This window comes from Moorena sp. SIO4A1, from assembly GCF_010672065.1.
Classification (GTDB): Bacteria; Cyanobacteriota; Cyanobacteriia; order Cyanobacteriales; family Coleofasciculaceae; genus Moorena.
Genome location: NZ_JAAHHX010000274.1, coordinates 1 through 2,525, shown reverse-complemented (window position 1 = coordinate 2,525; position 2,525 = coordinate 1). Strand labels below are relative to the sequence as shown.

Here is a 2,525-nt window from a genome sequence, read left to right as displayed (position 1 = left end):
TATGATTAGCAGTTGGAAACGTCATCAGTTTATCAGGAAGTAATATACATGTAATATGCTATAAAAGCTTACTTTGATGACGCTTCATGACCGAGTAAAATTCGCAAAAGTAAATTTGATTTCCGATTATAGAAACAGAAGTAACAAAATCCAAACATGATATATTTCAATGCAGAAATGCGATAAATGCAGAGTAGTCAGTCATTCCAACATTATTCCAAATGCCAGTAAGGAACCGCTTCGCGTACGCGCGGCTTGGTGAATGGGTCTGGTTCACTGCCCACCCTACATAAACTTCAGTGGGACAGGGGATTTGGGGAATGCGATCGCCAGGTTGGTGAATCGGTCTGGTTCACTGCCCACCCTACATGAAATTCATAATTTATCTACATGAAATTCATAATTTATCCTTCATAATTCATCTATAATTCATATCTCATCCTTCACAATTTATCCTTAATTAAAATTTGATAATTAATCCTTTATAGGACTTGATTTTATGCAGTAAATGAATTACTATTCTATCTAGAGAACGAAAAAATATAAATGGGTGGCAAGTGGAATTCTGCCCCCATCGGTAAGATAGCTGTTTTGGCGTTATTCAAGGTGCCCTTACTTGCCTAGTTTGTGGTTTCCAGAATAAACACGGTGCTTAACACTCCCTAGGGTTTTGGGTTATCCCAAAACTCGATTATAGGTATGGGTAACTTCAAATCGGAGCCTATAGAGTTAATCACAAATAATCTCCAGGATTATAGATAGGTGGAGTGTGCAAATTTTAGTTCTAAAGTAAACGAATTATTCACAGGACAAACCCATCTAAATTCTAGAATCCTTACTCATCAAAGATTTCAAAATTCATCAGGATAAATACTTATCCTATGAATTCCAGATCCAGTAGGCATTCCAAAATAAGATGCGTTTACCCTGGGGTGATCGTAGCCAAGAACCCTTAATGGTCTTAATGGGAATTTGACATTTTTGGGCTCCTTTGGATCTCCCCCATCAGGGACTACTAGTGCTGCAAACCTTTCTAGGCAAGGAGAAAAGATAAATTTCCTAAAGATTCATGAAAGGGATGCAGTCGGCCAAAGGGGAGGCAGTTTGGAGTCTAAGATTTTGTCAAAGTCCGAGTAATCAACTGCTGATGACCATTAGGTATGGTCTAGGTGCTGCGATCGCAACGTTAGGTACATCCAAAAACAGGAGTAAATTCACCATGGCTACGTTAATAGATACAATTAATAGCTTATCCAACATTCCAGCATCAGAACTAAAGTTAATCAACTCACTACCACAATCTATCCAGAATCAGGAAGTTCCTAGCCCCCAGTTATCTAATCCTTCTCTTCTACGGATTCCGTTCACGTTTTCCCAGATACCAAAGTTAATCAACTCACTATCACAATCTATCCAGAATCAGGAAGTTCCTAGCCCCCAGTTATCTAATCCTTCTCTTCTACGGATTCCGTTCACGTTTTTCCAGATACCAACGTTACCCGGTCAGGCAGAGTTACCAACATCATTGTTGCAAAATAAAAGCTCACAGCTTTTCCAGTTGATTCTTGGTACTCCTAATCCTGACTTTTTATTGGGTACTGCCAACGACGATTTAATCCTGGGACTTGAGGGCAATGACATCATTATAGGACTCGGTGGCAATGACCTTCTCTTTGGTCAAGAGGGAAATGACACTATTATCGGCGGCTCAGGTAACGATTTTCTGTTTGGGGGCTCAGGTAACGATTTTCTGTCTGGCGACTCAGGTAACGACTCTCTGTTTGGCGAATCAGGTAATGACTCTCTGTTTGGGGGCTCTGGTAACGACTCTCTGTCTGGGGGCTCTGGTAACGACTCTCTGTTTGGGGGCTTAGGTAACGATTCTCTGTCTGGGGACTCAGGTAACGACTCTCTTCGAGGTGGCTTAGGTAACGACTCTCTATCTGGTGGCGATGGTGATGATACTATCGTAGGTGTAGATCCCACCAGTAACAATCCAGGTGTTAATGAAATTGATATCTTAACCGGAGGAGCTGGTGCTGATATATTTGAGCTTGGAGATAGCAGCAATCCTTACTATGTCGGTGGAGGAGGATTTTTGGGTTCGAATGATTTCGCTGTAATTACGGATTTCCAATCTGGTACGGATAAAATTCAACTCCATGGACAAATCAACGACTATACCTTTTTAGGCAGCTTTATTGCTATCAATTCTACTTCGGGTCTTGACGTTATTGCTATAGTTGCTGGTGGCTATAACTCAGCGGATCTGATCTTTTAATAACGACTAGTACACGGTGGCGGAAATAACTGACCAGTTAAAATCTCCTTGATCTGGTTAGTTCTCTGTTCTCTCTCTTAATCCGTTGGTGGGCAGTGTCAAGCAATGCGATGTTCCGTTCGCGCAGCGTCTGGCACTGCCAGTAAGGAACCGCTTCGCGTACGCGCGGCTTGGTGAATGGGTCTGGTTCACTGCCCACCCTACATAAACTTCAGTGGGACAGGGGATTTGGGGAATGCGATCA

The 2,525-nt window shown here is 42.0% G+C and carries 3 protein-coding genes; 2 read left to right on the top strand and 1 reads right to left on the bottom strand.

Going from position 1 to position 2,525, the window contains the following annotated elements; translation table 11 throughout:
- Positions 1 to 262: 262 nt before the first annotated feature.
- Positions 263 to 394, top strand: a complete 132-nt coding sequence (locus F6K53_RS37205; protein ID WP_293084600.1) for a hypothetical protein — start codon at positions 263 to 265, stop codon at positions 392 to 394.
- A gap of 675 nt (positions 395 to 1,069) precedes the next feature.
- The gene (locus F6K53_RS37200) at positions 1,070 to 2,281 is read left to right on the top strand and encodes a calcium-binding protein (protein ID WP_293084598.1); all 1,212 of its coding nucleotides are present in this window, start codon (positions 1,070 to 1,072) and stop codon (positions 2,279 to 2,281) included.
- Between the two features lie 57 nt (positions 2,282 to 2,338).
- On the opposite strand, the gene F6K53_RS37195 is transcribed toward F6K53_RS37200, so the two are convergent.
- Positions 2,339 to 2,525: hypothetical protein (locus F6K53_RS37195; RefSeq protein WP_293084595.1), on the bottom strand; the 187-nt coding region annotated here is incomplete at its 5' end.

Bases quoted from the DNA above. Each gene is read 5' to 3' on its own strand.
- F6K53_RS37200 (WP_293084598.1), top strand. From the start codon at position 1,070: ATGAAAGGGATGCAGTCGGCCAAAGGGGAGGCAGTTTGGAGTCTAAGA.
- F6K53_RS37205 (WP_293084600.1), top strand. From the start codon at position 263: ATGGGTCTGGTTCACTGCCCACCCTACATAAACTTCAGTGGGACAGGG.